Source organism: Mycobacterium sp. TKK-01-0059, from assembly GCF_000709305.1.
Lineage (GTDB): Bacteria > Actinomycetota > Actinomycetes > Mycobacteriales > Mycobacteriaceae > Mycobacterium > Mycobacterium intracellulare.
Genome location: NZ_KL446995.1, coordinates 171,888 through 194,745, shown reverse-complemented (window position 1 = coordinate 194,745; position 22,858 = coordinate 171,888). Strand labels below are relative to the sequence as shown.

Below are 22,858 nucleotides of genomic sequence, written 5' to 3'. Positions count from 1 at the left end.
AGTTCTGCGGGCGGCGCGGTCGGGGCGCGTAACTCGTCACACCGGGTGCCTAAAGTGAAAGCCGTGCCCGCCACGAAAACCGCTACGAAGGCCAGCGAGGAACAGACCAGGCCGACGCTCATGCTGCTGGACGGCAACTCCCTGGCGTTCCGGGCGTTCTATGCGCTGCCCGCCGAGAACTTCAAGACCCGCGGCGGGCTGACCACCAACGCGGTCTACGGCTTCACCGCCATGCTGATCAACCTCCTGCGCGACGAAGCCCCCACCCACATCGCCGCGGCCTTCGACGTGTCGCGGCAGACCTTCCGCTCCGAGCGCTATCCGGAGTACAAGGCCAATAGGTCGGCGACGCCCGACGAGTTCCACGGCCAGATCGACATCACGAAGGAGGTCCTGGCCGCCCTGGGCATCACGGTGCTCGCCGAGCCGGGATTCGAGGCCGACGACCTGATCGCCACCCTGGCCACCCAGGCCGAAAACGAGGGCTATCGCGTGCTGGTGGTCACCGGCGACCGCGATTCGTTGCAGTTGGTCAGCGAGAACGTGACGGTGCTCTACCCCCGCAAAGGGGTGAGCGAATTGACCCGCTTCACCCCGGACGCGGTCGTCGAAAAGTACGGGCTGACGCCCACGCAGTACCCCGACTTCGCCGCGCTGCGCGGCGACCCCAGCGACAACCTGCCCGGCATCCCCGGTGTGGGGGAGAAGACCGCCTCCAAGTGGATCGGCGAATACGGGTCGCTGCAGGCGCTGGTCGACAACGTCGATTCGGTCCGCGGCAAGGTGGGCGACGCGCTGCGCGAACATCTGGCCAGCGTGATCCGCAACCGCGAGCTCACCGATCTGGTCAAAGACGTGCCGCTGGCCCAGACTCCCGACACGCTGCGGCTGCAACCGTGGGACCGCGACCAGATCCACCGGCTCTTCGACGACCTGGAGTTCCGGGTGCTGCGCGACCGGCTGTTCGAAACCCTGGCCGCGGTGGAGCCCGAGGTTGACGAGGGCTTCGACGTGCGCGGCGGCGCGCTGGAAGCCGGCGAGCTGGCGGTGTGGCTGGCCGAGCACAGCTCGGGGAAGCGCTTCGGGCTGGCCGTCGTGGGCACCCACCTGGCCTACGACGCCGACGCCACCGCGCTGGCCATCGTCTCCGCCGACGGCGAGGGCCGCTATATCGACACTTCCGAGCTGGATCCCGAAGACGAGGCGGCGCTGGCGTCCTGGCTGGCCGACCCCGGGCCGCCCAAGGCCCTGCACGAAGCCAAGCTGGCCATGCACGACCTGGCCGGGCGGGGCTGGACGCTGGCCGGCGTCACCTCCGACACCGCGCTGGCGGCCTATCTGGTGCGCCCCGGGCAGCGCAGCTTCTCCCTCGACGACCTGTCGCTGCGCTACCTGCGCCGCGAGTTGCGGGCCGAAAACCCTGAGCAGCAACAGCTTTCGCTGCTCGACGACACCGACGGCACCGACGACCAGGCGGTGCAGACGCTGCTCTTGCGTGCCGTGGCGGTGCTCGATCTGGCCGACGCGCTCGACGAGGAGCTGGCCCGCATCAACTCGACCTCGTTGCTCAGCGGCATGGAGCTGCCGGTGCAGCGGGTGCTGGCGGGGATGGAAAACGCCGGCATCGCCGTCGATTTGGAGTTGCTGACCGAGCTGCAGAGCGACTTCGCCCACCTGATCCGCGACGCGGCCGAAGCGGCGTACGCGGTGATTGGCAAGCAGATCAACCTGGGCTCGCCAAAACAGTTGCAGACGGTGCTCTTCGACGAGCTGGAGATGCCGAAGACCAAGCGCACCAAGACCGGATACACCACCGACGCGGACGCGCTGCAGTCGCTGTTCGACAAGACCGGTCACCCGTTCCTGCAGCACCTGCTGGCCCACCGCGACGCCACCAGGCTCAAGGTCACCGTCGACGGGCTGCTGAATTCGGTGGCCTCCGACGGGCGCATCCACACCACGTTCAACCAGACCATCGCCGCGACGGGCAGGTTGTCCTCGACCGAACCGAACCTGCAGAACATTCCGATCCGCACCGAGGCGGGCCGGCGGATCCGCGACGCGTTCGTGGTCGGCGAGGGCTACAGCGAGCTGATGACCGCCGACTACAGCCAGATCGAGATGCGGATCATGGCCCACCTGTCCAAGGACGAGGGACTCATCGAGGCGTTCAACACCGGGGAGGACCTGCACTCGTTCGTCGCCTCCCGCGCCTTCGGCGTGCCGATCGAGGAGGTCACCGCCGAGCTGCGCCGCCGGGTCAAGGCGATGTCCTACGGGCTGGCCTATGGATTGAGCGCCTACGGGCTGTCGGCCCAGCTCAAGATCTCCACCGAAGAGGCCAAAGACCAGATGGAGCAGTACTTCGCCCGGTTCGGCGGAGTCCGCGACTACCTGATGGCCGTGGTGGAACAGGCCCGCAAGGACGGCTACACGTCGACGGTGTTCGGCCGGCGCCGCTATCTGCCCGAACTCGACAGCAGTAACCGCCAGGTGCGCGAGGCCGCCGAGCGGGCGGCGCTCAACGCGCCCATTCAGGGCAGCGCCGCCGACATCATCAAGGTGGCGATGATCGAAACCGACAAGGCGATCAAGGACGCCGGGCTGTCCTCCCGGATCCTGCTGCAGGTGCACGACGAGCTGCTGTTCGAGGTCGCGCCGGGGGAGCGCGAGCAGCTCGAAGCGTTGGCCCGCGACAAGATGGGCGGCGCCTACCCGTTGGACGTCCCGCTCGAGGTTTCGGTGGGCTACGGCCGCAGCTGGGACGCTGCGGCGCACTGACAGGCCACCGACTATGCGCCCGTCCAGGCCCCCCGCAAAGCGCAGTCGAGGTCGCCCGGCGGGCTCGCGGGTGGATCCCGGCGAGCGGCGCTCGGAGCTTCTCGACGCCGCCGAGCGGGTGATCCGCGCCAAGGGGCCGTCCGCCGGACTGGTCGACATCGCGGGCGAGGCCGGCTTCGTCCGCTCGGCGGTCTACGCCATGTACCCCGGCCGTGACGCGCTGCTGGCCGAGCTGAGCAAACGCACCTCGCAGCGGCTACTCGCCGAAATCACCACTCGGGCAGCCGGTTCCACCGACCTCCGGGAGCGGATGGCGTTGTTCTTCGACGTGATCAGCGCGTGGATGGAAGCCGAGCCGAATCTCTACCGGGCCCTCACCGGTGACCCGTCGACCAGTGTCTTCGAGCAGCTGGCCGGCGCGGTCGAATGGATGCTGGCGTCGTCGTCGGGCTCCGAGGCCGCGCGCATGGCGGCGGCCCCCTGGTCGCGGGCCATCGTCGGGTCGGCGGTGGCGGCCGCGGAATGGTGGTGCCGGACGGGAACCATGCCGCGGGAGGCGCTCGTCGAACACCTCACCGTGCTGTGCTGGGACGGCGGGGCGGCCCTGCCGTTCAACGCCGACGACATCAAGACCATTGACAACGCCCAGCGATAATAGACACACTGTCTTTTATGGTTCTGGCAGACGTTCAAGCTCCGTCGCGCTACTGGGAAAACATCGTCGGCGAAACCGACGTCGACGTCACCGAAATCACCGGGACGATCCCCGACGGGCTCCTCGGCACCCTTTACCGGAACGGGTCGGGCCGCTGGAATCTCGGATCGACGCAGGTCGAGAGCATTTTTGATGCCGACGGGATGGTCAGCGCGTTCGTGCTCGACGGGTCGGGGGTGCGTTTCCGCAACCGCTTCGTCCGCACCAAGCACTACCTGAGGTCGACGGCGGCCGGACGGCTGGTGGACCGCGGCTTCGCCTACCAGCGCGACGGCGGCACGTTGGCGAACGCGCTGCGGCTGCCGGCCAACACCGCCAACACCAGCGTCATGGTCAACCGCAACCAGCTGCTGGCGCTCTGGGAGGGCGGACCGCCGCACGAACTCGATCTCGACACCCTGGACACCATCGGGCCGTCAAGCCTCGGCGGGGCGCTCAAGGGGGCGGTCCGGGCCTATTCGGCGCACTACACCTACGACCCGGCCGCCAACACCAAGATCAACTTCGGGTTCGACCCGTACTTCCCGCGAATCGACCTCGGCCACGCGCTGCGCGGGGCGCGCGGCGGCGAGCGGTGGCGCCGGCTGCGGGAGTTGGCGGGCGAGGCGGTGCCGCGGATGCGCTTGCGGCTCTACGAGACCGGCGCCAACGGTGTGACCCGCTACCTGAGGGCGGTGCCGCTGCCGGGGATGGGCGTGGTGCACGACATGGCGCTGACCCGGCGCTACGCGATCTTCGTGGTGTCGCCGCTGCGGATCAACCCGTGGGCGCTCGCGGGCCACCAATCCTATTGGGAATCCATATTTTTCAAGCGGGATGCGCCGTCCTATTTCGTTCTCGCGCCGCGCGATGGGGGCCGGGTGCGGGTGGCCGAGACCGATCCGTTCTATCACTGGCATTTCACCAACGCGTATGACGACGGCGACGACGTCGTCGTCGAGCTGCCACGGTTCGCGCCCGAGACGTACGGCGGCATGAAGAAGTACACCGCCCACATCCGGTCCGACATCGCCCAGGTCGACGACTACGGGGCCATCGACGACGCCGTGGTGCTGACGCGGTTCCGGATCGCCCCGTCGGGGCGCGTGTCCCGCGAGCCGTTGGCCGATTTCGGGTGCGAGTTCCCCCAGATCGACGAGCGGCGTTCCACGACCCGGCACGACGTGTCCTACGTGACGGTCCAGGACCCGGCCAGGTTTGCAGGCCAGGGAATCGCCCGCATCGATCACCGCACCGGCGCGGTCCAGACCTATTGCCCGCCCGGGGACGTGCTGGTGGAGCCGACGTTTGTGCCGCGACCCGGCGGAACGGCCGAGGACGACGGCTGGCTACTCACCGTCGGATACCAGGAATCGCAGCATCGCAGCAGGTTAATGGTGGTCGACGCGGCCCACGTGGCCGACGGCCCGATCGCGGAGGCGTGGCTGCCGTTCCACGTGCCGATGAGCTACCACGGCGCCTTCACCAACCGGGTGGCCCATCGAACCGGGTGAGCCGCCGGGACTGGGTTTGGCCAGCGTGTGCACAGTCGAGTAGCCTCGATGGGTAAATCCCAATTGTCCCTACGACCAAACCTGTCCGGAGCACCCCAACAATATGCCGAGTCCCGCCGTCACCTCGCCCCAAGTAGCCGTCAACGACATTGGCTCCAGCGAGGACTTTCTCGCCGCAATAGACAAAACGATCAAGTACTTCAACGATGGCGACATCGTCGAGGGCACGATCGTCAAAGTGGACCGGGACGAGGTGCTCCTCGACATCGGCTACAAGACCGAGGGGGTCATCCCCGCCCGCGAGCTCTCGATCAAGCACGACGTCGACCCCAACGAGGTCGTTTCCGTGGGCGACGAGGTCGAGGCCCTGGTTCTCACCAAGGAGGACAAAGAGGGCCGCCTGATCCTGTCCAAGAAGCGCGCGCAGTACGAGCGCGCTTGGGGCACCATCGAGGCGCTCAAGGAGAAGGACGAGGCCGTCAAGGGCACCGTCATCGAGGTGGTCAAGGGTGGCCTGATCCTCGACATCGGGTTGCGCGGCTTCCTGCCCGCCTCGCTGGTCGAGATGCGCCGGGTGCGCGATCTGCAGCCGTACATCGGCAAGGAGATCGAGGCCAAGATCATCGAGCTGGACAAGAACCGCAACAACGTGGTGCTTTCGCGCCGGGCGTGGCTGGAGCAGACGCAGTCCGAGGTGCGCAGCGAGTTCCTCAACCAGCTGCAGAAGGGCGCCATCCGCAAGGGTGTCGTCTCCTCCATCGTCAACTTCGGTGCGTTCGTCGACCTCGGCGGCGTCGACGGTCTGGTGCACGTCTCCGAGCTGAGCTGGAAGCACATCGACCACCCGTCCGAGGTGGTCCAGGTCGGCGACGAGGTCACCGTCGAGGTGCTCGATGTCGACATGGACCGCGAGCGGGTTTCGTTGTCGCTCAAGGCGACTCAGGAAGACCCGTGGCGCCACTTCGCCCGCACCCACGCCATCGGCCAGATCGTGCCCGGCAAGGTCACCAAGCTGGTTCCGTTCGGCGCGTTCGTCCGCGTCGAGGAGGGCATCGAGGGCCTGGTGCACATCTCCGAGCTGGCCGAGCGCCACGTCGAGGTCCCCGACCAGGTGGTTGCCGTCGGCGACGACGCGATGGTCAAGGTCATCGACATCGACCTGGAGCGCCGCCGGATCTCCTTGTCGCTCAAGCAGGCCAACGAGGACTACACCGACGAGTTCGACCCGGCGAAGTACGGCATGGCCGACAGCTACGACGAGCAGGGCAACTACATCTTCCCCGAGGGCTTCGACTCCGAGACCAACGAATGGCTCGAGGGATTCGACAAGCAGCGCACCGAGTGGGAGGCCCGCTACGCCGAGGCCGAGCGCCGGCACAAGATGCACACCGCGCAGATGGAGAAGTTCGCGGCGGCCGAGGCGGCCGGCCACGGGGCCGGCGAGCAGTCGCCGGGCAACGGTGCGCCCGCCGAGAAGGCGGGCGGATCGCTGGCCAGCGATGCCCAATTGGCCGCGCTGCGGGAGAAACTCGCCGGCAACGCGTGATCCTGACCTGAGGGCGCCATGCTGCGTATCGGGTTGACCGGTGGTATCGGCGCCGGCAAGTCGGCGCTGTCGTCCACGTTCGATCGATGCGGCGCCGTCATCGTCGACGGGGACGTCATCGCGCGTGAGGTGGTCCAGCCGGGCACCGAAGGGCTGGTGGCGCTGGTCGAGGCGTTCGGTGCCGACATCCTGCTGCCGGATGGATCGCTGGATCGACCGGCGTTGGCCGCCAAGGCCTTTCGCGACGACCAGGCCCGCCAGACGCTGAACGGGATCGTCCACCCACTGGTGGGGAAGCGCCGCGCGGAGATCATCGCCTCGGTGCCCGAGGATTCGGTTGTGGTCGAGGACATTCCGCTGCTGGTGGAGTCCGGGATGGCGCCGCTGTTCCCGCTCGTCGTGATCGTGTACGCCGACGTCGAGGTGCGGCTGCGGCGACTGGTCGACCAGCGCGGCATGGCCGAAGACGACGCCCGCGCCAGGATTGCCGCGCAGGCCAGCGACGAGCAGCGCCGTGCGGTCGCCGACATCTGGCTGGACAACTCGGGCACCCCGGAAGACCTGGCGCAACGCGCCCAACAGGTGTGGGACCGTCGCATCGTGCCGTTCGCTCACAATCTGAGCACGCGTCAGATCGCCCGGGCGCCGGTCCAATTGGCGCCGCCCGACCCGACCTGGCCGGACCAGGCGCAGCGAATCCTCAACCGCCTGAGGACGACCTGCGGGCACCGGGCGTTGCGCGTCGACCACATCGGGTCGACGGCCGTGCCGGATTTCCCCGCCAAGGACCTCATCGACATCCAGATCACGGTCGAATCCCTGGCCGTCGCCGACGAACTCGCCGAACCCTTGTTGTCCGCCGGGTACCCGCGCATCGAGCGCATCGTCGGCGATGTCGCCAAGAGCGACGCGCGCAGCACCGTCGACCGCTACGACCGCGACGACGATCCGGCGTTGTGGTCCAAGCGGATTCACGCCTCGGCGGATCCCGGCCGGCCCACCAATGTGCACATCCGGGTGGACGGGTGGCCCAATCAGCAGTTCGCCCTGCTGTTCCCCGACTGGCTGACCGCCGATCCCGATGCGCGGGCGGAGTACCTGAGCGTCAAGCGCACCGCCGAAACCGACGGCGGGGGAGACATTGCGGCCTATGTTGCAGTCAAGGAGCCGTGGTTTCTCGACGCCTACCGGCGGGCCTGGGAGTGGGCCGACGCGACGGGCTGGCGTCCCTAGGTCGATTGGGGGGGCGACCCGCTGCGCCCGGCTGCGCCGCGCTTGCGATCGCCCTAGGTCGATGGGGGGGCGACCCGCTGCGCCCGGCTGCGCCGCGCTTGCGATCGCCCCCAGCCACTACGGCACTTACGGCAGGGGCGCCCCACACTGCAGCGCGCCGTTGTTGGGGTCGGCGTTCCCCGCCACCGGCCGGACCATTTGGTCGGCCTGGACGAAAACGTTGTCGTCCACGTCGATCTCGCAGTGCACGTTCGCCGAGTACGGGAAATGCAGCACGATCCGCATGCCGGCCTGCTGCGGATCGGGCAACACGGTGTCGGCCTCGAATGCGTTGCCGGGCATCGAGCTCAGCCCGGCCGTGTTCGTCTGGCCCCCGTTGATGACGAACGTGGCCTGACTGCCGGTCGTGACGCCGTCGATCCTGGCCCGATAGGTGATGTTGTGCAGGTCCGCGCTCGCCGTCGCCGGATACACCTGGGCCCCGGCGGCGATCACCGTCACCGCGGCGACCGCCAGGAACCCGTGGCCTTTGCAGCTCATAGCCGGTGACATTACAACCCGCGTGATTTCCGAGCCAGATCGTTTGGCTACGGCTGGCAGCGCGGACACCACAGCGTCGCTCGTCCGCCCACCCGGGCGCGCTCGAGCCGCGTCCCACAGCGGGGGCAGCGCGGGTCGGCCTCGTCACGCACCCTGGTGAGCCAGCGCGGCAGGCCAGGCACCCGGCCGTGGCGCACCGCGGTGCGCAGCACCCGGGTCATCGCGGCGTGCAAGGCCTTCACGTCGTCGTCGCCCAAGTCCGCGACCGCCACGGTCGGTCGGAATTTGGCCCGCCAGCAGATCTCGTCGACCAGCAGGTTGCCGAGGCCGGCGAGCACCGACTGGTCCATCAGCGTGGGTTTGAGCTGCCGCGAGCGGGCCGACCGCGAGGCCAGCACCGCGCGGAACTCGCGCAGGCCGAGGCCCAAGGCGTCGGGTCCCTGCGGTCCGGTGATGTGCCCGATGTCGTCGGCATCGTCGGCCAGCCACACCCCGCGCAATTTGCGGAGGTCGGCGTAGCGCAGCTCGCCCTCGTCCAGCGACACCAGCAGCCGCTCGTAGGGGTCGTGGGCGGCCCCGTCGGGGGCATAGTAGGGCCGGCCGGTCATGCCGCTGTGGATCAGCAGCGCCGGGCCGTCGGTGGGGAGCACCAACCACTTGCCGTGCCGGCGTGGGCCGGCGAAGCGGTGACCGGTCAACCGGCGCGCGAGTGCTGGCGCGGTGGTGTTGCGCAGAATCCCGGGATCGTGCACCTGCACGTGCCGGATTCGCCGCCGCGGCAGGTTCGCGGCCAGTTGCCGCCGAAACCCTTCCACGTCGGGCAGCTCAGGCACGCAGCCTCGCCAATCGCCGCATCGGGCCGGCCAGTGAGCGGGCGTGCCGCGTCATGTGCGCCCACGGATCCGGTTGTCCGGCAAGCCGTTTGGGAACGTCTCGGATGGTGAACCGGTCGGCCCGCAACCGCCCCGCGTCCAGCTCGTCCCATTCCAGCGGGGTGGCTACCGGCGCGCCGTTGCGGGCCCGAACCGAATACGGCGCGACCGCCGTCTGCGCGTAGGCGTTTCGCATGATGTCGAGATAGACCCGTCCGTCGCGCTTGCCCTTGCGAGCCTCCACGGTGCGATGAGCGGGATCGTCCGCGGCGACCACTTCGCTGACCTCGCGGGCGAACTGCCGGGCGGTGTCGAAATCGGTGTCGGCGCGCAAGGGAGCCACGACGTGCAACCCGCGCGAGCCGGTGGTCTGGACGTAGCACGCCAGGCCCAGGTCCCCGAGTATCCCGGCCGTGGCGCGTGCGGTCGCTCGCACCACGGCGAAGTCGCCGTCGGACGGATCGAGGTCGAAGACGAGCCGGTCCGGGTTGTCCAGCCGGGCCCGGCGCGACTGCCACATGTGCAGGGTGATGCAGCTTTGATTGGCCAGCCATCGCAGCGCCTCCGGCCGTTCGACGACCGGATGCTCGACGGTGCCGCCCTCCTTGGCCACCCGGACACTACTCATCCAGTCGGGTAGCGAATCGGCGAAATCCTGCTGGATGAACCCTGTTTCGGCGATGCCGCGGGGATAGCGCTGCACGTTGAGGGCCCGGCCCCGCAGGTGCGTCAACATGGTGTCGGCCACCTGGTCGTAGTAGGCGGCGAGATCGCGTTTCGTGATCCCGTCGGCGGGAAACAGAACGCGGTCCGGGTGGGTGATCTCGACGTCGACGCGGGCCATCAGTGCGTCTCCCGCACCACGTCGCCGGGCTCCTTGTCGGTGCGCATGCCGAGGTAGCGCGGATGGCGCAACTTGCCATCGCGCGTCCACTCGCTGAATCCGATCTGAACCACCATCTCGGGGGATACCCAGTTCGCGCCGGCCTCGCGCACCAAACCGCGGACGAACGGCGGCGTGTCCCGGGTGATCGGCGACAGGCGCGCGTGCAGCCGGCGCAGCGTGGCGTCGTCGAAACCGGTGCCGACCTTGCCCGCGTAGACCAGGTCGCCGCCCTCGTAGTAGCCGAGCATCAGGGCGCCCAACTCGACGCGACTGCCCTTGGGACTGGTGTAGCCCCCTACCACGAACTCCTGATCGCGCACGCATTTGAACTTCAGCCAGTTCTTCGAGCGACCGCTCTGGTAGGTGGAGTCGGCCCGCTTGGCGATCACTCCCTCGTCCCCGCGTTCACATGCGCGCCGGTAGGCGGCGATCCCGTCCCCGACGCGGTGCGGCGCACAGCGCAGCGGGTCGCCGAAGTCGATCGCTCTGCGCAGCAACCTCTTTCGCCACAGGAGCGGCACCTCGACGGTGGACATGCCGTCGAGATGCAGCAGATCGAACACGTAGTAGAAGACACGCACCGGCGACGCCCGGGCCACGTCGGGGTCGGTGAGGCCCAGCCGACCCTGCAGCCGTGCGAAGCTGGTCCGTCGGCCGTCGAAGGCCACCACCTCTCCGTCCACGACGAACCGCGTGACCGGTTGGGCGGCAAGCGCATCCACCAATTCGGGATAGGTTCCATTGAGCGGCTGACGATTACGCGACAACAGCCGCACCCGATCGCCGTCGCGGAACGCCAGGCAGCGCATGCCGTCGAACTTGCGCTCGAAGATCCAGTGCGGATCGGAGAACCGGTCGTCGGTGAGGGTGGCCAGGGTTGGCGAGCGCCAGTCGGGCACGGGTTCGTCGTACAGCGCTTCGCGCACCGCACCCGGCAGGCTCGCGAAGTCCGTCATGCCGACTAGTTAAGACATGCCCACGGCGGCACGGGAACCGTCAGCAGTTCGGCGCCCCCGGGAGCGGTGGTCAGGGCCAGCACCGCCGCCGCGAGGCGATCGGGCGGCAGCACGAAATCCACGCAGCCAGTGGCGATCGCGTGCGCCGGCATGCTCGACGCCTCGGCCGTCGAAGGGTCTTGGACGAGCACGCGTCCGCCGTTGCGCTTGACCGCGCGGCATCCGTTGGCGCCGTCGGCCAGCCGCCCGGTCAGGATCACGGCGACCGTCGGCACCAGCGCGGCGGAGCTGGCCAGGATCGTGTCTCCGACGCCGGCGTTGGACGTCTCCTCGGCGAGCATCCAGGCGCCGTTCGCATCGATGGTTGCGGTCTTTCCGGCGGGCACGATGGTGATGCCGGGATTGTCCGCCGCCGCCCCGGGCTCGGCGACTCGAATCGGCAGCGAGCTCGCGCGGGACAAGATCTGCGCCAGCGGATCGTCGCTGCTGAGCGTGGGGCGGCGATGCTGGGCGACGACGACGGGTACCGCAAAATCACCCGGCAGACCCCCGAGCACGGTGCCCAGGGCTTTCATGCCGCCCAGCGACGCCACCAGCACCACTCGCCCAAACGCCGCCTGGACGGGCTTGTGTTGGGTCGCGGACATAGGCGCCAGGGTAATCCTTGTGTCGGGTCGCCGACATAATTCCTGGAAACGTGGGTAGCCGACGAAACGTGCCGGAGTGGCGACGGCACGGGCAGGAGCCGACGAGATGAACCAGGACCCGTTTTTGCGCAACGCGATACTCGCGCAGCTGCCGGAGGCCGAGTACGCGCAGCTGCGGCCTCACCTGCGGCTCGAACACGCCGAGATGAAGGAAACGGCCTACGAGCCGGAAGCTTCCATCACCCGGGTGTACTTTCCCCTGTCGTCGGTGTATTCCCTGGTGGCAACCGCCAACGGGCAGCTCGCCGTCGAAGTGGCGACGATTGGGCCCGAAGGCTTTGTGGGGCTGCCGGTGTATCTCGGTGCGATGTCCAGTCCGCAGACGGCGTTTTGCCAGGTTCCCGGCGACGCCGCCTGCCTGGGCGTGGCGGAATTTCGTCAAGCGCTGAGCCGTGCCGGCGAACTGCGTGCGCTGCTGAACCGCTACACCCAAGCCACTATGGTTCAGATCTCCCAAAACGTGGTGTGCAACAGAACGCATCCCACCGAACAACGTATGGCGCGTTGGCTTTTGACCACCCACGACCGCGTCGGCCGCGACGAATTCCCGCTGACCCAGGAGTTCCTTGCGCAGATGCTGGGGGTGCACCGGGCCACCGTGTCCGAGACGGCACAACGCATCCAGGCCCAGAACCTGACCCGCTACAGCCGCGGCATCGTGACCATCACCGACCGTCAGGGGCTGGAACGACTAGCCTGCGGCTGCTACCGCATCGTCAGAGACGAGTTCGACAGCATCACCAACCACCGGCCAAGGTAGTGCGGCCGCGCTCAACGGCCGCGCCAGGTGAGCTCCATGCCGCCGGCGGCCAGCCACCGCGACAGGTCATAGCCGTTGCGGGCCAACCCATCCACGGCGGCCACGGCGCGTCGCACCGCGAGCTCCGCGACCTCGGGGGTCAGCAGGCCGTGGCGGACCGCATCGAGCAACTCGTCGACGTCGGTCAGTTCCGCGCGGGCGCCGGTGCGGACCTCGATGTCGAGGTAATGATCCTCGGAGCGCCAGACTTCGGGGCCAGGCGTGTATTCGCCCACATCCAGGTAGTAGTCGTGGCCGCGTTCGTGGCCGGGGTTGAAGTGAAAGACCGTGGCGCGCAGGCCCAACGACGGCAGCAGCCACGATTCGAGGTAATGAAACTGGGCGCGGCCCGGGGTGGGGCGGGCGACGTAGAGACCCCACGGGTGCACCGCATACTCGTCCACGGCCCGCACGATTCCCTTGGGATCGGTGTTGGTGCGGCCCACTAGGTCGAACGTCTCGTGTTTCGGTGGGTGAATCTCGCTGTTCCTCCTGAATGATCACACCCTACCGGCGCAACCGGATCTTCCACCGCACAAACCCGCCGTACAACAGCGACAGCGCGGCCAGCATGGCCATGTCCAGCAGCCAGGTCTTCGGCGCGTGCTGCCAGAACCGGTCCTGGGACAGCAGCGAATCGGGCACCAGGTGCCGCAGGTCCACCGTCGACGAGGCGGCGGCGTAGCCCCAGCGCGCCGGCATCGCCCACGACAACTGGTTCAGGCCGAGCCGGCCGGTCACGGGCACCATGCCGCCGCACAGCACCAGCTGCGCCATCACCGTCACCACGAACAACGGCATGATTTGCTCGCTCGAGCGCACCTGCGACGAGATGGCCAGGCCCAGGATGGCCGAGGCGACGCACGTCGCGGCCACGGTCGCGAACAGCTCGACCGTGGCCCCAATCGTGGAGTGGCCGAACAGATTTGCGCCGCGCGTCGGTGCGCCCTTGCCGGCCACCACGATCGCCGTGACGATCGCCGACTGCAAAATGGCGAACGCGCAGAACACCGCGCTCTTGGCGAGCAGGTAGGCGGTGGTCGACAGGCCGACCGCCTGCTCGCGCTGGAAGATGGCCCGTTCGCCGACCAGATCGCGAATTGTCAAGGCGGTGCCCATGAATGCCGCGGCCGGCATCAGCAGGGCCAGTATCTGTGCGGCCTCGTCGGGCGTTCCCGCATTGGGCCCCGGCGCATGAAATCCGTTGCTGCCCGGGACGGTCAGGGACAGCGAACCCAATATGAAGGGCAGTAGCGCCAGGAAGACGAAGTAGGCGCGGTCGGCGACGACGAGGCGAAACTGCCGCCGGGCGATGGTCGAGATCTGGCGTCGCACGCTGGTGTGCACCGGCTCACCCAGGCCGCTCGGCTCATCGGCCTTGTCCGGCATGCGCTTTTGGGCCTCGCTGCGTTCCACGAAGCGGCGATTGGCTTCGTCCGGGTCTGCGCCCACCTGGGTGAAGATCTTGGCCCAGTTGGTGGTACCCATCGCGTCGCCGATCTGCTCGGGCGAGCCGCGGTAGGCCGTCTTGCCGCCGGGGGCCATCAGCAACACCTGGTCGCAGACGTCCAGGTAGGACAGCGAGTGCGTCACCACCAGCACCACACGACCGGCATCGGCCAACTGGCGCAGCATGGTCATGACCTGCAGGTCGAGCGCGGGGTCCAGGCCGGAGGTGGGCTCGTCGAGGATCAGCAATGACGGGCCGGTCAGCAGTTCCAGCGCCACCGACGCGCGTTTGCGCTGCCCGCCGGACAGCTTGTCGACGCGGGTGTCGGCATGTTTGGTCAGGTCGAGCTCCTCGAGCACCTGGGCGACGACCCCGGCACGGTCGGCCTTGCCGGTGTCGGGCGGCAGCCGCAGCTCGGCGGCGTAGCCCAGCGCCTGGTTGACGGTCAGCTGGCGATGCACCACGTCGTCTTGGGGGACCATGCCGATCCTGCTGCGCAGCGACGCGTACTCGGCGTGAATGTTGTGTCCCTCGAACGTAACTGAGCCCGAGCTGGGTGTGGTGTAGCCGGCGATGAGCCTGGCCAGGGTGCTCTTTCCGGCGCCCGACCCGCCGATCACGGCGGTGAGCGTTCCGGGACGTGCGACCAGCGAGATGTCGTCGAGCAGTTGTTTGCCGTTGTCGACGACGTACTTGACGTTGCGCACCTCGAGCCCGCCGCTGCGCGACGCGGCTTCGCTGCGCTTGGTGAGCGTGCCGTCACGGAACACCAGGTCGACGTTGCCGATGGTGACGACGTCGTCCTCGGACAGGATCGCCGACCCGACCCGGGTGCCGTTGACGAAGGTGCCGTTGACGCTGTTGTCCCGGATCTCGGTGCCCAGCGGTGTGGGCACCAAGGTCGCGTGCCGTCGCGACGCCAATACGTCGGGGACGACGATGTCGTTTTCGGGGGCGCGCCCGATGGTCAGGGCGCCGGTCGTGCCCGCGGCGGACGACGCGCGCGGCGAGAGCAATCTCACAAAGCGCGTCGCCAGGTTCGACACGTCGGCCGTCTTGGCGTCGATCACCGTGAATTCCGTTGCCGGCGCCGCCCGCAACCTGGCGGGCGAGCCGGGATCGATGACGGTCAGCTCCTGCGGTGGTGCGCCGCGCACTGGCGACGGCGCCGCGAGCGGCGGCGGGGGCGCGGGGCGAGGCAGCGGACCTCGGGGACCGCCGCGGCGCGGCGGGGGCCGATGATGCGTCGGATTCGTTTGCTCGCCAACCACGGACCACGTCAGGGTCGGTGGCCCGGAATCGTGGCTGGGCCGGGTGCGGGCCGGGCGGGTCGCCTGGCCCTGCCGGGGCCCGATCGCGAAGGTCAGGTGCGGGCCGCGCGGGTTGCCGACGTGAATGCTCTGGCCGTCGTGGATATCGATGACCGGCATCCGGTAACCGTTGAGATAGGTCCCGTTCAGCGAACCGTTATCGATTGCCAGCCAGCGGCCTTGATCGAAACGCAGGATCAGATGCGCGCGCGAGATGCGCGGATCGGCGATCTGCACGTCGGCCTGCGCGTCGCGTCCGACGACCACTTCGTGTCCGGCCGCGAAGGATCGTTGGGACCCGTCGTGCCGAATGGTCAGCAGAGGCGGGGCGGGTCGAGTCACCACTCAAGTATCGGGTCGCGCCGGCCGTGCTTCTATGGGATCCGGCTGTGACTTCCCTTTGTTTCGGCACGGCTATTCATAGCTGTTTCATAGTCGGCGGAGTCGAATCGCCTACGGCCGTGCGGCATTATTCGATCGGAGGGGGACCAACGCATTGATGGATGAGCACAAGCGAACGACCCGGCGCATCGGCACCGGGCGACGACTGCTGACCAACCCGCGCCAGGCACGCGACGCCCTGCGCGCGGGTTTTCACTCGTTACCCGCGATGCCGATCGGGCAGCTGTTTCGCCGGATACCACCGGTGAGTTCCGCGCCGAACGCGGAACCCCAAGCGCCGCAACCACACAACGCTTCCGTGCCAGTGGATAATGGTGCGTCGTTCGCCGGCTACACGATCTTGCGGCAACTGGGCGCCGGTGGCATGGCCGAGGTCTACCTGGCATTGCATCCCCGGCTGCCGCGCCGCGACGTGATCAAAGTCCTCGCCGAGGCGGTGACGGCCGATCCCGAGTTTCGCGAAAGGTTCAATCGGGAGGCCGATCTCGCGGCGACGCTGTGGCATCCCCACATCGTCGGCGTCCACGACCGCGGCGCCTTCAACGGGCATCTGTGGATCTCGATGGACTATGTCGAGGGCACCGATGCGTCGCGGTTGGTCAAGCAGAGCCACCCCGAGGGCATGCCGATCCACGAGGTGTGTGCCATCGTGCAAGCGGTCGCGGGTGCGCTGGACTACGCGCACGACCGTGGCCTGCTGCACCGCGACGTCAAGCCCGCCAACATCCTGCTCACCCACCCGGAAGACGGGGAACGCCGAATCCTGTTGGCGGACTTCGGTGTCGCGCGCCACCTGGGCGACGTGAGCGGCATCACCGAAACGAATGTCGCGGTGGGAACCGTGGCCTACGCCGCGCCCGAGCAGCTCGCCGGTGCTCCGATCGACGGGCGGGCCGACCAATACGCTTTGGCCGCAACGGCTTTCCATCTGCTGACCGGTGCGCCACCGTTTCGGCATTCCAACCCGATCGCGGTGATCAGTCAGCACCTGCACGAGGCGCCTCCCCGGCTCAGCGACTTTCGGCCGGAGCTGGCGGAGCTCGACGACGTGTTCTCGACGGCGCTCGCCAAACGGCCCGAGGACAGGTTCGCGCGGTGCCGGGAGTTCGCCACCGCCGTCAGGGAGCGGGTTTCCGAAGCCCGTCCCCGGGCGCCGCGCACCGCCCTGTTGACGCCGCACCGCCGGCGCGGGCTCGCGGCCTTGAACCACCGGTTCTCGTCGAGAACCCGGTGGGCCGCAGCGCTGGTGTGCGCGGTGCTCGTCGCCGTCGCGGCGACCTGGTCGATCCTGTACTCGTTCGAGCCCACCACGCCGCCGCCCAGCCCCGCGCTCGCCTCCAAACCGTCCCTGCCCGCTCCCAGCGCCGCACCCACCGCGGGGGGACCGGCGCTGAACGGGACGTATCGCCTGGACTATGACCAGACCAAGCGGACCACCAACGGCATCGGCATCCGGCACGGCGGAGCCACCACCGACTGGTGGGCGTTCCGGTCGGCCTGCACGACCAACGGATGCGCGGCCACCGGGACCCAGCTGGACGATGCCACCCACCAACTGGCCAGCACCACCGGCGGCGGCCAGGCCGACACGTTGCGCTACGTGGGTGGCTACTGGCAAGGGGCTCCCGAGCAGTTGCGAGTGGGCTGCGTCCAGCCGAACGGGCACGCCCCGGCCACCCAGCAGGAAACCGTCGCGTGGTCGCTGGCGCCGCAGGCCGACGGCACGCTGCGGGGCACGCAGACCGAGACCGTGCTCAGCAACGAGTGCGGCGCTCAGGGGGCGGTGGTCCGGGTGCCCGTGGTGGCCGCCCGGGCCGGCGCCGCGCCGGCCGGCGTGGCGTTGGGCGACCCCACCCAGGTCATCAACGCCTCGACCACCGCGTCCGCCCCGCCGCCGCCCGTGCTGGGCGGGTTGTGCGCCGATGTCGGCAAGGTCGCCTACGACCCGACCAACAACGAGCAGATCGTCTGCGAGGGCAGCAGCTGGGCCAAGGCCCCGATCACGATGGGCGTGCACGCGGCCGGTAGCTCGTGCGACCGGCCGGGCACCTCGGTGTTCGCCATGAGCACCTCCAGCGACGGCTACCTGCTGCAATGCGACCCGGTCACCCGGACGTGGACGCGTCCCGCGGGTTAGCCGAGGACGGGGCCTCTGACTTGTCCGCGGCACGCTCGCGAGTTCGATATGTCGTCGAGGACGCCTTTGGGGCGGGTTTCGATGTGCGCGAGGACATGTCGGTTACCGATCGTTCGACTGCCGGTTCGATCGCGCAGCGCGCCATTCGGCAATCCCAGGCGCAGACCTATGCCGATGATATTCGTCAGCGCGCGGCGCAAGTGGTCGCTCTTGATCAACAGGTCGCGGGCAAAGTCACTGCGGCCGTGGCCGGAATCCGCGATACCTTCCCGCCGGAACCGAATCCTGATGAGCCACGGCCCAAACCCACAGTCCAAGCCGTTGACAATCACACATTCAAGCAGGAGCCTCCGCCCGCAGGGTCATACCCGACCAACGAGGTAGTAGCCGAGGCGACCGACCTAGATGGCAACCATGTTGTTCTTCGACGCGGCTACTACGACGAGCGCACGCAACGGGGCTTCGGATGGGATAAGGCGTTCTGGAGACACCACGTAACAAACCCCAACGTATTCAAAGATCTGATCTCACACAGTCGACCGATCAGTAGCAAAGACGGAACTCTGGTCTACGAAGTGCCGATTAATCGTGTTCACTGCACGCAAGGATCGTTTGGAATCGCTGACTGCGAGGACACTGGTGAGAGCCTGACGATGAGAATAGTGGTGAACGTCAATGAAGGACGCGCCGGCATCCCTGACGGAGGTCAGAAGGGAGTGATCTCTATGTACCCGCTCGCGGGCGGTAGTGGCGTCGTAGAAGTCGAACCGGGATGGACACTGTGTCCGCCGTGGGTGAACAAAAATGTGCCCATCAACTGAACTTAACGACGCTCATGTCAAGTTTGCCGCCGACGTGCTGCGGAACCTCTTGCGCCACATCGACGACGAGAACGTCAAGCGGCACAATCCATTTCTGGTCTCTCACGCGTGGACCGACGGCCCACTGATGTTCTTGGTATACACGGCACCGCCGTCGGACAGGACCTGGGGCCTGGTCCGCGACACCAGGGAGTCGATTATCGACCGTGGCCCATGGCCAAACTTGGATGAGGCCGTCCTGTACTACTTTCTGGTCGACTTCGAGGAAAACCAGCCGTCCTGGTCCTCCCGCCAACCGGGAGAGCCAGACACTATTTGGTGGTTCGGCTATCCGCGCGAGAACCTCCCTGACCGGACGTCGAGCATCTCTGAGGCGTATCGGTATACGCCGTCGACCGGAGCGCCCCCGTCTAGCGCCAGCCAAAACCAAGCTCGACCAAAGACGCAGCCTCGTCTTTACCAAGATCCTCCATGAGCGAATCCCTCAACCGTCAGGACGACGACCTGCAAAGACCAGCTCCAACGCACTTGTCGGTGATCGCCTCTACCCTGGTGGCATGGCATTCGCCACGGAACATCCGGTAGTCGCCCATTCGGAATATCGCCCGGCCGAAGAGGCCGTGGCGGGGTTGGTACGCGCCGGCGGCCGCTTCGAGGTCGTCAGCCCGCACGACCCCGCCGGGGACCAACCGGCGGCCATCGACGAGCTGGAACGCAGGATCAGGGCGGGGGAGCGCGATGTGGTGCTGCTCGGCGCCACCGGCACCGGGAAGTCGGCCACCACCGCCTGGCTCATCGAGCGCCTGCAGCGGCCCACCCTGGTGATGGCACCCAACAAGACGCTGGCCGCCCAGCTGGCCAACGAGCTGCGGGAGATGTTGCCGCACAACGCCGTTGAGTACTTCGTGTCGTACTACGACTACTACCAGCCCGAGGCCTACATCGCGCAGACCGACACCTACATCGAAAAGGACAGCTCGATCAACGACGACGTCGAGCGCTTGCGGCACTCCGCGACGTCGTCGCTGCTGTCGCGGCGCGACGTGGTCGTGGTGGCGTCGGTGTCGTGCATCTACGGCCTGGGCACCCCGCAGTCGTACCTGGATCGTTCGGTGGAACTGCGGGTCGGCAACGAGGTGCCTCGGGACGGGTTGCTGCGGCTACTGGTCGACGTCCAGTACACCCGCAACGACCTGTCCTTCACCCGCGGCTCGTTCCGGGTGCGCGGCGACACGGTGGAGATCATCCCGTCCTACGAAGAACTGGCGGTGCGCATCGAGTTCTTCGGCGACGAGATCGAGGCGCTGTACTACCTGCACCCGCTGACGGGCGACGTGATCCGCCAGGTCGACTCGCTGCGCATCTTCCCGGCCACCCACTACGTGGCCGGCCCCGAGCGGATGGCCCACGCCATCTCGACGATCGAAGAGGAACTGGCCGCCCGGCTGGCCGAACTCGAGGGCCAGGGCAAGCTGCTCGAGGCGCAGCGCCTGAGGATGCGCACGAACTACGACATCGAGATGATGCGGCAGGTCGGATTCTGTTCGGGCATCGAGAACTACTCCCGCCACATCGACGCCCGGGGGCCGGGCTCGCCGCCGGCGACCCTGCTTGACTACTTCCCGGAAGACTTCTTGATGGTCATCGACGAGTCGCACGTCACCGTGCCGCAGATCGGCGGCATGTACGAGGGCGACATGTCGCGCAAGCGCAACCTGGTCGAATACGGGTTCCGGTTGCCGTCGGCGTGCGATAACCGCCCGCTGACGTGGGAGGAGTTCGCCGACCGGGTCGGGCAGACGGTGTATCTGTCGGCCACCCCGGGCCCCTACGAGCTCAGTCAGTCCGGCGGCGAGTTCGTCGAGCAGGTCATCCGGCCCACCGGCCTGGTGGACCCGAAGGTGGTGGTCAAACCGACCAAGGGGCAGATCGACGACCTGATCGGCGAGATCCGCAAGCGCACCGACGCCGACCAGCGGGTGCTGGTCACCACGCTCACCAAGAAGATGGCCGAGGACCTCACCGACTACCTGCTCGAGATGGGCATCCGGGTGCGCTATCTGCACTCGGAGGTCGACACGCTGCGCCGGGTGGAATTGCTGCGCCAGCTGCGGCTCGGCGAGTACGACGTGCTGGTCGGCATCAACCTGCTGCGCGAGGGCCTGGACCTGCCGGAGGTGTCGCTCGTCGCCATCCTGGATGCCGACAAAGAGGGCTTCCTGCGCTCCTCGCGCAGCCTGATCCAAACCATCGGCCGCGCCGCCCGCAACGTCTCCGGCGAAGTGCACATGTACGCCGACACGATCACCGACTCGATGAAGGAAGCCATCGACGAGACCGAACGGCGCCGGGCGAAGCAGATCGCCTACAACGAGGCCCACGGGATCGACCCGCAACCGCTGCGCAAAAAGATCGCCGACATCCTCGACCAGGTCTATCGCGAGGCGGACGACACCGAAACGGTGGAGATCGGCGGGTCAGGGCGGAATGCGTCCCGCGGTCGGCGCGCGCAGGGCGAGCCGGGCCGCGCCGTCAGCGCCGGGGTGTTCGAGGGCCGCGACACGACCAGCATGCCCCGCGCCGAACTGGCCGACCTGATCAAGGACCTCACCGCGCAGATGATGGCCGCCGCCCGGGACTTGCAGTTCGAGCTGGCCGCCCGGTTCCGGGACGAGATCGCCGACCTGAAGAAGGAACTGCGCGGGATGGACGCCGCCGGCCTGAAATGAGTTTGCTGGCAACCGATCTGCGCCGGGTAACCCCGCGGCACCCCATACGGTAGAGGGGTGACCGACGCGGCGACTATCACCGGCGGCTGGCGAGAGCTGCTGGGCGCCCGGTATCTGAGGACGTCAATCCTGCTAGCCGGTGGGGTAGCGCTTTACGCCACCAACGAGTTCCTGACCACCAGCTTGTTGCCCAACACCATCGCCGAGATCGGCGGAAGCCGGCTCTACGCGTGGGTGACGACGCTGTACCTGGTCGGGTCGGTGGTCGCGGCGACGATGGTCAATCCGATGCTGCTGCGCGTCGGGGCGCGGTCGTCGTATCTGTTCGGACTCGCCGTATTCGGCATCGCCAGCATGGTTTGCGCGGCCGCCCCCACCATGCATGTTTTGATTGCTGGCCGGGCGATGCAGGGGGTGGCCGGGGGCTTGCTGGCCGGCCTGGGCTACGCGGTGATCAACTCCGCGCTGCCCCGCTGGCTGTGGACGCGGGGGTCGGCGCTGGTGTCGGCGATGTGGGGTGTCGCGACGGTGGTCGGGCCCACGACGGGCGGGTTGTTCGCGCAGCTCGGGATCTGGCGGTGGGCGTTCGTCACGATGGCCGTCCTCACCGTTTTGATGGCCCTGCTGGTGCCGGTCGCGCTGGCCCGCGTCGACCCGACCAACGGCATCCCGCGGATGAAGGTGCCGGTGTGGTCGCTGCTGATCATCGGTGTGGCCGCGCTGGCCGTGAGCGTCGCGCAGATTCCCCGCAACACCGCCGCGACGTACGGGCTGCTCGCGGCCGGCATCCTGCTGGTCGGCCTGTTCGTGATCGTCGACTGGCGCATGCACGCGGCCATCCTGCCGCCCAGCGTGTTCTCTCCCGGGCCGTTGAAGTGGATTTACCTCACCATGGGTGTCCTGATGGGCGCGGCGATGGTGAACACCTATGTGCCGCTGTTCGGGCAGCGGTTGGCCCACCTCACGCCGATCGCGGCCGGCTTCCTGGGCGCGGCTCTCGCCCTCGGCTGGACCGTCAGCGAAATCGTCAGCGCCTCGCTGGAAAACCCGCGCACGATCGGGCGGGTGGTCATGGTGGCGCCGCTGGTTGCCGCGTCCGGCCTGGCGCTGGGCGCGGTCGCCCGGCACGGCGACGGGTCCAACTGGACCGCCGCCCTGTGGGCGGTGGCCCTGCTGGTCGCCGGCATCGGCATCGGGATGGCCTGGCCGCACCTCTCGGCCCGCGCGATGGCCTGCGTCAACGATCCGGCCGAGGGCGGCGCCGCCTCCGCGGCGATCAACACCGTCCAGCTGACCTCCGCGGCGATCGGCGCCGGACTGGCCGGGGTCGTCGTCAACACCGCCACCGGTGGCGAGGCGGTCGCGGCCCATTTGTTGTTCACGGTCTTCACCGCGGTGAGCGCCGCCGGTGTGGCGGTGTCGTACGCCGCGACCCGGGCCACGCGCCAGGCGCGGCCGGTCGCCAACGTGGGCTGACCCGT

General features: G+C 68.1%; 17 protein-coding genes. 10 read left to right on the top strand and 7 right to left on the bottom strand.

Annotated elements, in window-relative coordinates:
• The first annotated feature begins 120 nt into the window (after positions 1-120).
• The 5 genes from polA (at position 121) to coaE (ending at position 7,768) form a co-directional block, all read left to right on the top strand.
• A complete protein-coding gene (gene polA / locus K883_RS22965) occupies positions 121-2,781 on the top strand; it encodes a DNA polymerase I (protein WP_162143695.1) in 2,661 nt (886 codons plus the stop codon).
• A gap of 13 nt (positions 2,782-2,794) precedes the next feature.
• Complete coding sequence (locus tag K883_RS22960) at positions 2,795-3,436, top strand: TetR family transcriptional regulator (RefSeq protein ID WP_179945123.1); 642 nt, start codon at positions 2,795-2,797, stop codon at positions 3,434-3,436.
• A gap of 17 nt (positions 3,437-3,453) precedes the next feature.
• Complete coding sequence (locus K883_RS22955; RefSeq protein WP_020822802.1) at positions 3,454-4,989, top strand: carotenoid oxygenase family protein; 1,536 nt, start codon at positions 3,454-3,456, stop codon at positions 4,987-4,989.
• A 103-nt stretch (positions 4,990-5,092) separates the two neighbouring features.
• Positions 5,093-6,535, top strand: coding sequence for a 30S ribosomal protein S1 (rpsA, locus tag K883_RS22950; protein ID WP_020822801.1), 1,443 nt, complete (start codon positions 5,093-5,095; stop codon positions 6,533-6,535).
• A gap of 18 nt (positions 6,536-6,553) precedes the next feature.
• Positions 6,554-7,768 carry a dephospho-CoA kinase gene (coaE, locus tag K883_RS22945; RefSeq protein ID WP_020822800.1) on the top strand — a complete coding sequence of 405 codons (1,215 nt, stop codon included), beginning with the start codon at positions 6,554-6,556 and terminating at the stop codon, positions 7,766-7,768.
• A 126-nt stretch (positions 7,769-7,894) separates the two neighbouring features.
• On the opposite strand, the gene K883_RS22940 is transcribed toward coaE, so the two are convergent.
• From K883_RS22940 to K883_RS22920, 5 genes are read right to left on the bottom strand one after another with little or no spacing between them, the layout of a single operon-like run.
• Positions 7,895-8,308, bottom strand: a complete 414-nt coding sequence (locus K883_RS22940; protein WP_020822799.1) for a hypothetical protein — start codon at positions 8,306-8,308, stop codon at positions 7,895-7,897.
• Positions 8,309-8,355: 47 nt separating this feature from the next.
• Positions 8,356-9,141 (bottom strand): Fpg/Nei family DNA glycosylase, encoded by a 786-nt coding sequence (locus tag K883_RS22935; protein WP_020822798.1) that lies wholly within the window; start codon positions 9,139-9,141, stop codon positions 8,356-8,358.
• Positions 9,134-10,024 (bottom strand): non-homologous end-joining DNA ligase, encoded by an 891-nt coding sequence (gene ligD, locus K883_RS22930; RefSeq protein WP_020822797.1) that lies wholly within the window; start codon positions 10,022-10,024, stop codon positions 9,134-9,136. The genes K883_RS22935 and ligD (K883_RS22930) overlap by 8 nt, the downstream gene beginning before the upstream one ends.
• Complete coding sequence (gene ligD, locus K883_RS22925; RefSeq protein ID WP_020822796.1) at positions 10,024-11,022, bottom strand: non-homologous end-joining DNA ligase; 999 nt, start codon at positions 11,020-11,022, stop codon at positions 10,024-10,026. Before ligD (K883_RS22925) ends, ligD (K883_RS22930) begins: the two co-directional genes overlap by 1 nt.
• Positions 11,023-11,027: 5 nt before the next feature.
• Positions 11,028-11,669, bottom strand: coding sequence for a chemotaxis protein CheB (locus K883_RS22920; RefSeq protein ID WP_020822795.1), 642 nt, complete (start codon positions 11,667-11,669; stop codon positions 11,028-11,030).
• Between the two features lie 106 nt (positions 11,670-11,775).
• On the opposite strand from K883_RS22920, the gene K883_RS22915 reads away from it, so the two are divergent.
• Complete coding sequence (locus K883_RS22915; protein WP_020822794.1) at positions 11,776-12,489, top strand: Crp/Fnr family transcriptional regulator; 714 nt, start codon at positions 11,776-11,778, stop codon at positions 12,487-12,489.
• A gap of 11 nt (positions 12,490-12,500) precedes the next feature.
• On the opposite strand, the gene K883_RS22910 is transcribed toward K883_RS22915, so the two are convergent.
• Positions 12,501-12,941: a ribonuclease FAU-1 family protein gene (locus tag K883_RS22910; protein WP_008257664.1), complete on the bottom strand. Its 441-nt coding sequence runs from the start codon at positions 12,939-12,941 to the stop codon at positions 12,501-12,503.
• A gap of 94 nt (positions 12,942-13,035) precedes the next feature.
• Positions 13,036-15,630: an FHA domain-containing protein gene (locus tag K883_RS22905; protein ID WP_231504782.1), complete on the bottom strand. Its 2,595-nt coding sequence runs from the start codon at positions 15,628-15,630 to the stop codon at positions 13,036-13,038.
• A gap of 157 nt (positions 15,631-15,787) precedes the next feature.
• On the opposite strand from K883_RS22905, the gene K883_RS22900 reads away from it, so the two are divergent.
• The 4 genes from K883_RS22900 (at position 15,788) to K883_RS22885 (ending at position 22,853) form a co-directional block, all read left to right on the top strand.
• Complete coding sequence (locus K883_RS22900) at positions 15,788-17,827, top strand: serine/threonine-protein kinase (protein WP_008257662.1); 2,040 nt, start codon at positions 15,788-15,790, stop codon at positions 17,825-17,827.
• A gap of 20 nt (positions 17,828-17,847) precedes the next feature.
• Positions 17,848-18,648, top strand: a complete 801-nt coding sequence (locus K883_RS27260; RefSeq protein ID WP_369798928.1) for a hypothetical protein — start codon at positions 17,848-17,850, stop codon at positions 18,646-18,648.
• 557 nt (positions 18,649-19,205) lie between these two features.
• Positions 19,206-21,377 (top strand): excinuclease ABC subunit UvrB, encoded by a 2,172-nt coding sequence (gene uvrB / locus K883_RS22890; protein WP_008257660.1) that lies wholly within the window; start codon positions 19,206-19,208, stop codon positions 21,375-21,377.
• 57 nt (positions 21,378-21,434) lie between these two features.
• Complete coding sequence (locus K883_RS22885; protein WP_008257658.1) at positions 21,435-22,853, top strand: MFS transporter; 1,419 nt, start codon at positions 21,435-21,437, stop codon at positions 22,851-22,853.
• Positions 22,854-22,858 lie beyond the last annotated feature (5 nt).